Consider the following 6440-nt stretch of genomic DNA (forward strand, 5'->3'; position numbering starts at 1 on the left):
CCGACAGAACAGGGGTACACATGAGCCAACACGTTCTCATCGTCGAGGACGACCACCGGCTGCGTGACGTGCTGCTGCGCGGTCTGCGCGAGGAGGGCTTCGAGGCCACCCCCGCGCAGGACGGGGCGGCGGCCCTGCGGCTGGCCGTGGCCGGCGTCGACGCGGTCGTTCTCGACATCGGTCTGCCTGACGCGGATGGTCGCGACGTGTGTCAGGCCCTGCGTGCCAACGGATTCGACCGCCCGGTGATCTTCCTGACTGCCCGCCACCACCTCACGGACCGGCTCAGCGGGTTCTCCGCGGGAGGCGACGACTATCTCGCCAAACCCTTCCACCTCGCTGAACTGGCCGCACGACTGCGGGCCGCCGTCAAACGCACCCCTCCGGCCGCCCCTGCCGGCACGGCAGACGTGGTCATGGATGCCCTTCGCCACCAATGCACCGTACGCGGCCTGCCCGTGCCCCTGACCCCGACCGAATTCAGGATCCTGGCCGCCCTGCTTGCCGCCGCGGGCGCCCTGGTCCCGCGGCGGGACCTGATGCGCGCCGGCTGGCCCGAAGGCGCCCAGGTCAGCGACAACACCCTCGACCAATACCTGACCCGGCTGCGCCGCAAACTGCGGAAGGCCGGCAGCACATTGACGCTCGCCACCTCGCGGGGCGTCGGGCACCGCCTGTCATGAGACCGCCTCGGGCCGAAGCACGGCCGGCCACCCTGCGAGGAAGGCTCTCCCTGCTCGCTCTCGCCACCGCCGCCTCCGTCATGGCGATGTTCACGATCGCCTTCAACGCGTTCGTGCACCAGCACCTGGCCCGCCAGGCGGACGACCAGCTGCGGGCCCGCGCCTCCGCCATCGCCGCCACCATCGACACCAGCGGCCCCCTCCTGCGCGTGCTGGAAACCCCGCAGGAGGACCTCCTCGACGCCAACGCCTGGATCTACCAGGGGAGGAGGCTGGTGGAGCAGCCCCCCTCCGCAGGGCCGGACAGCCCCGCCACCCGCGAGGCGGCCCGTCTGGCAGCACAGGGCGGCGCCCGGTGCGCCACCACCTCGCAGGGCGGCGCGGACGTACGGCTCTGTGCGCGGCCGGTACCGTCCCCGGGCGGAGGCCAGAGCACCGCGGCCGTGGTCACCGCGCTCGACCTCACCCCCTACCGCGCGTCGGGGGACGCCCTGCTGATGGCCTCCCTGGCGCTGGACACCGTCATGCTCGCCTGCACGTACGCGGTGACCCGACTCGCCGTCGGCCGTGCCCTGCGCCCTGTCCGCACGATGACCGACCAGGCTGCCCGATGGAGTGCCACCGCCTCTGAGGAACGCTTCAGCGGGGTCCCCCGGCCCGCCGAACTCGCCCAGCTGGGCGCCTCGCTGGACGCCTTCCTCGACCGGATCCGGGCCGGCCTGCGCCACGAACAGCAGCTGACCGGCGAGCTGTCCCATGAACTACGCAACCCGCTTGCCACGATCGTCGCCGAACTCGACTGGTGGCAGGCCCGCCCCCGCAGCCGGGCCGAGACGCTCACCGTGCAACGGGCCATCGGTGACGCGGCCCGCACCATGCAAACCATCTGCGACACCCTCTTGGCCGAAGCCCGGGAGGATTCCTGCCCGGCGCCCGGCACCACCGCAGTGCTCCCCGTACTGGAGGCGCTCGCGGCCGGCGCCGGCCCGGCCCGGGCCAGGGTCCACGTCCTGGCCGTCGGCGAAGAGGGAGAGGTGGTCGCCGGGGTGCCCGCCGCAGTCCTGGAGCGGATCGTCAGCCCGCTGCGGGACAACGCGCTGCGCTACGCGGCGACAGCCGTCCACTTGCGGACCTGCCGGGATGCGGGCCATGTCCGCATCGAGGTGGGCGACGACGGCCCCGGCGTTCCCGACGGCTTCCGCGCGCACCTGTTTCAGCCCGGCCGCCGGGCCGATCCGGGCGACGGCCACGACGGGGCGGGCCTGGGATTGCCGCTCGCCCGCCGCCTGGCCCGCTCCGCGGGCGGGGATGTCTTCCTGGACGAGCAGCAGACAGCGGGGGCGGTCTTCGTGGTCAGGCTTCCGGCCGGCTGAGCTCTGCTTCCCCATGCGGGGTCACGTCCTTACGGGTGACCGTCAGATACACCACCAGAGCGAGGATCACGAGCAGGAACAGGGCGCTGGTGACGACCGTCCCCAGGCCGAGGCCGCCGTCATCGGACGGCTGGGAGAGGTAGTCGCCCATCGACGCGCCGAGCGGGCGGGTGAGGACGTACGCGATCCAAAAGCTCCGCACCGCGTCCAGACCCAGCGAACGGCCAAGCCAGACGGCGCCGATGGCCAGCGCGAACAGGACCGCCGAAAGCCAGTAGCCCAGCGACAGCCGCTCCGCGACCAGGTCGCCGGCCGCCGTGCCGAGCGCGAAGGTGAACAGCACGGCCGCCCAGTAGAACGCCTCGCGGCGCACGGTGTCGATGCTGTGGATGGACAGGGTCCGCTCGCTGCGCAGCCAGCTGACGAACACCACCGCCAGCGCCACCGCGAACACCGCGGTGGTGACCTCCAGCGGCACACCCAGATTGTCCGTCAGGTTGTCGCTGATCAGTGTCCCCACCACGCTGACCAGCACGACGACCAGCCAGTAGAGCACCGGCCGGTAGGAGTCGGTACGGAACTGGAGGATCAGGGCCACCACCAGCAGCAGGCTCATGACCAGCGACGTGCCCGTCAACCCCAGCCCCAGTTGCCCGTTGAGGAAGTCGGCCGCCGTCTCGCCCACCGTCGTGCACAGGATCTTGATGACCCAGAAGAAGACCGTGACCTCGGGCACCTTGTTCCAGCGCAGACCGCGCCCACGGGCGGCACCGGGCCGGCTGTATGTCTCGGATGTCATGGCACCAGACCGTGCCACCGCGAACCTGAACACATCCTGAGCACGATGGCGGCACACCCCGACGAACGCGCCTGGCGCAGGGGCGCGGGCTACAGTCCCGGCCATGATCCGCCCGCCCACCCCGCGTCCCGGCCGTGCCCGGTTGTCCTCCCGGATCGGGGAACAGATCCGCACACGCATGGGATGGGCCGTCGCGGCCGCCTATCTCGCGGCCGCGGCCTTCGCCGCTCCGGGAACGTGGCTGCGCCACCCGCGGCACGTGCACGGCATGGGTGTCGGGTTCACGCTGGAAGCTGCCCCGCTCCTGCTCGCCCTCGTCCTCTTCGCCGCCGCACTTCAAGTGCCACCGACGACTTTGCTGCGCGTGCTCCGTCGGCCCGTGACCCTGCTGGTCGGCCTCACCCTGCACCTCGCCGCTCCACTGGTGATCATCCCGCCTCTCGCGGCGGCGCTGCGCTTGACCCCCGACACCGACGGAGGCAGCGGAATAATCACCGCCTTGATCCTAGTCACCGCGATGCCCGTGGCGGCGGGGGCCACGGTCTGGAACGCGCGTGCTAAAGGCGACCAGCCGACAATGGTCGGCCTCGTACTGCTCTCCACCCTGCTCAGCCCGCTCACCCTGCCCGTCACACTCCGGGCCCTCGCCCCCCTGCTGAGCCGGGACTACGCCCGGACCCTGGACGGCGCGGCCCGTATCGCGGGGCAGGGCTTCGCCCTCACCGGCGTCGTGCTGCCCTGCGCGGCCGGACTGGTGTGCCACCTCGTGCTGCCCCGGCGGGCGCTGCCCGTCGTCCTGCGGACCGCTGCGCCCACCGCGCTGGCCGCCTCGCTCCTCTTGACGTACCTCAATGCCAGTGGCGCCCTGGGGCCGTTCCTGGACCATCCGGACGCCGTTCTGCCGGCCGTGGCCGTGGCCCTCGCGGCTGCGCTGTGCGCACTGTCGTTCCTTCTGGGCCGCTCGGGCGGCCGGCTGCTGGGACTCCAAACTCGGGCCCGCACCTGCGTGACGCTGGCCTGCGGAATGAACAACAGCAGCGCCAGTGCCGTACTGATCGGCACGGCCATGCCCGACCGCCCCCATGTCCTGCTTCCGGTTCTCGCGTACAGCCTGCTGCAGAAGCTGGCCGCCGGGCATGCCGTGCGTCCGTCCCGGCGGCGGCCCCAACGGCCCCTGCCCGCCTGCCATCCGGACCCCGGTCCCACCACCCCTCCACGATCGTCTACAGTCCTGTAGACATTGGTCGGGAGGTCGCCCCCGGGACTTCGGGCGCCGACGGCTGCCCCGGCCAGCATCGGCTATGCGGCGCGCGCGGCGCCGGGAGGGGGGCACCGACGATGGCGGAGACCGACAGCAGGACGACGACGCACCGGCAGCCAATAACGTCTCCGGAGCGGGGAGCTCACCGTCCAGGCCGGGCCGGGGCGGCCCTCTCGAAGGTGCCCGAGGTCACGGCCTGGTTCTGGATCGTGAAGATCCTCACCACCGGCATGGGGGAAACCGCCTCCGATTTCCTGGCGCGGACACTGGGTCCGGTTCCGGCCGGCTGCCTGGGGCTCGCGGGCCTGACGGCCCTGCTGGTCCTGCAGTTCCGCTCCGCACGGTACCGGCCGTGGCTCTACTGGTCGGCGATCGTCATGGTCAGCGTGTTCGGCACGATGGCCGCGGACGTCGTCCACGTCATCGCCGGCATTCCCTACACGGTGTCGGCCGTGGGCTTCACGCTCGCCCTGGGTGCCGTACTCGCGCTCTGGTACGGCTGCGAGCGGACCCTTTTCATCCACAGCATCCACACCAGGCGCCGGGAGTTCTTCTACTGGGCGACGGTGCTCACCACCTTCGCCCTCGGCACCGCGGTGGGCGACCTCACCGCCGGCACCCTGCACCTGGGCTACCTGCCCTCCGGGTTCCTCTTCGCCGCCTTGATCGCGCTGCCGGTCCTGTGCCGCCGCTTCCTCGGGCTGAACGCCGTGGCAGCCTTCTGGGCCGCGTACATCCTCACTCGCCCGCTCGGCGCATCGTTCGCAGACTGGATGGGCGTCCCGGCCACGCGCGACGGTCTGGGGTGGGGCACCGGGCTGGTTAGTCTCGCGCTGCTGGTTCCCATCGTCGCGCTCGTCGGATACCTCCAGGTGAGCCGCGCCGACACGCCGCAGCAGGTCCACCCCACCGCACTGGCCGGCTGAGCGCGCCAGGGCTAGCGCGCCAGCGCCCGGGATCAGCCCTCCCGGCCGGGCAGGAGCAGGGTGAACGTGGCGGGCGCCGAGGCGCGGACGCTCAGTCTTCCGCCGTCGGCCTCTGCGAGTTCCCTCGCTACCGCCAGGCCGATGCCGGAACCGGAGCCCGTGGTGCTGCCGCGCGCGAAGACCGCAGCGGGGTTGAGGGCGAGCGTCCCCTCGTCGGCCACGTCGATCGCGACGGCTCCGGCGGTCTCGCGTACGGTCACGACGGTCGTACCCCTGCCGTGTCGCAGCGTGTTGTCGAGGAGGATGTCGAGGATCTGCCCGGTGGTGCGGCCGGGGACCTCGAAGGAGTCGGTCCCGGGGGACGTGCGGAGCTCCAGCCGCCGTCCGGCGGCCGCGAGCGGGCCGTGCCAGCGCGACTCCGCGCGGGCCAGTACCTGGACGAGCAGCTCGCGGGGGACGGCATGCTCCTCGGCGGTGTCCGGCCGGGCCAGCCGCAGCACCTCCTCGACGGTCTCCTCCACGTGGCCTGCCCGAGCCAGGGCTTCGCGGACGGCGGGACGCAGATCCGCGCCCGGCGGCAACCCCTGGGCGGCCTCGAGGCCCAGCCGGAGCCCGGTCAGCGCAGTCCGCAGTTGGTGAGAGGCGTTGGTGCTGAACTCTCGCTCCCGACGTAGGAGTTGGGTGAGTCTTTCGACCATGGTGTTCTGCGTGCGGGCCAGCTGGTCCAACTCCGCGATCCCGCACGGCCCGGCCCGGGCGCCGAGGTCGCCGGCGGCGATCTCCGCGGCCGTACGGGAGAGCGCTTCCACGGGGGCACTGAGGGCGCGTGCCTGACGGCGCGCCACCAGGACCGCTGTGGCGAGCGCGAACAGGGTGACCCCTAGCAGCGTCCCCCACGCCCACCACACGCGGTTCCAGACCGAACGGGTGGGAACGGATGCCCGGACCACCCCGATGACGCGTTCGGCGGAGATTACCGGAACCGCGAGGACGAGATCCGGGCCGTCGTGCCCGCGCGCGACCTTCCCGCCGGCTGCCCGGCGTGTGATCGCATCACCCCTCTCTCCTCCCGTACCCGTGCGCAGGCGCATCGAGAGGTCGTAGACCCCAAGCTGTCCCCCTCGCCGGGGGCGCGGCAGTTCGACGGCGTCACCGGCAGTGAAGTCCGGGCCCACCGCGATGGTCGCTGCCAGGGCTGTGCGCTCCAGGGCGCCGCGCTCGTCCTCGAAGAAAGACCGCTGGACCACCACGGCCAGCGGCCCGGCCAGCAGGACGAGGGCCACCAGGACAGCGGCCACCGCGACCCGCACCACACGCTGCCTCATGCGCACATCATGCGTCCACGACGCCGGTTTTGCCCTCATCTCACCTTCGCCGCCCCGGCCCTTTACGCGGCAC

General features: G+C 72.1%; 6 protein-coding genes. 4 read left to right on the forward strand and 2 right to left on the reverse strand.

Annotated elements, in window-relative coordinates; translation table 11 throughout:
- The first annotated feature begins 20 nt into the window (after positions 1-20).
- Both ACZ6ZT_RS03140 and ACZ6ZT_RS03145 read left to right on the forward strand, forming a co-directional pair.
- The gene (locus ACZ6ZT_RS03140) at positions 21-683 is read left to right on the forward strand and encodes a response regulator transcription factor (protein ID WP_469714964.1); all 663 of its coding nucleotides are present in this window, start codon (positions 21-23) and stop codon (positions 681-683) included.
- On the forward strand, positions 680-2056 hold the full coding sequence (locus ACZ6ZT_RS03145) for a sensor histidine kinase (RefSeq protein ID WP_469714966.1): 1377 nt from the start codon (positions 680-682) through the stop codon (positions 2054-2056). Before ACZ6ZT_RS03140 ends, ACZ6ZT_RS03145 begins: the two co-directional genes overlap by 4 nt.
- Here ACZ6ZT_RS03145 and ACZ6ZT_RS03150 read toward each other — a convergent pair.
- Entirely contained in the window at positions 2037-2855 is an 819-nt protein-coding gene (locus ACZ6ZT_RS03150) for a COG4705 family protein (RefSeq protein ID WP_469714967.1), read from the reverse strand. The two genes, ACZ6ZT_RS03145 and ACZ6ZT_RS03150, sit on opposite strands and share 20 nt — an antisense overlap.
- A gap of 103 nt (positions 2856-2958) precedes the next feature.
- Between ACZ6ZT_RS03150 and ACZ6ZT_RS03155 the strand changes: the two genes are divergently transcribed.
- The gene (locus ACZ6ZT_RS03155; RefSeq protein WP_469714969.1) at positions 2959-4092 is read left to right on the forward strand and encodes a bile acid:sodium symporter family protein; all 1134 of its coding nucleotides are present in this window, start codon (positions 2959-2961) and stop codon (positions 4090-4092) included.
- A gap of 203 nt (positions 4093-4295) precedes the next feature.
- Complete coding sequence (locus tag ACZ6ZT_RS03160) at positions 4296-5042, forward strand: COG4705 family protein (RefSeq protein WP_469714970.1); 747 nt, start codon at positions 4296-4298, stop codon at positions 5040-5042.
- A 32-nt stretch (positions 5043-5074) separates the two neighbouring features.
- Here ACZ6ZT_RS03160 and ACZ6ZT_RS03165 read toward each other — a convergent pair whose 3' ends face one another.
- Positions 5075-6367, reverse strand: a complete 1293-nt coding sequence (locus ACZ6ZT_RS03165; RefSeq protein WP_469714972.1) for a HAMP domain-containing sensor histidine kinase — start codon at positions 6365-6367, stop codon at positions 5075-5077.
- Positions 6368-6440: the final 73 nt, after the last annotated feature.

The organism is Streptomyces sp. NPDC102258, from assembly GCF_055584685.1.

What these genes read in the sequence shown, in the direction of transcription:
- ACZ6ZT_RS03140 (WP_469714964.1), top strand. Translation starts at nt 21, where the DNA reads ATGAGCCAACACGTTCTCATCGTCGAGGACGACCACCGGCTGCGTGAC.
- ACZ6ZT_RS03145 (WP_469714966.1), top strand. Translation starts at nt 680, where the DNA reads ATGAGACCGCCTCGGGCCGAAGCACGGCCGGCCACCCTGCGAGGAAGG.
- ACZ6ZT_RS03150 (WP_469714967.1), bottom strand. Translation starts at nt 2,855, where the DNA reads ATGACATCCGAGACATACAGCCGGCCCGGTGCCGCCCGTGGGCGCGGT.
- ACZ6ZT_RS03155 (WP_469714969.1), top strand. Translation starts at nt 2,959, where the DNA reads ATGATCCGCCCGCCCACCCCGCGTCCCGGCCGTGCCCGGTTGTCCTCC.
- ACZ6ZT_RS03165 (WP_469714972.1), bottom strand. Translation starts at nt 6,367, where the DNA reads ATGAGGCAGCGTGTGGTGCGGGTCGCGGTGGCCGCTGTCCTGGTGGCC.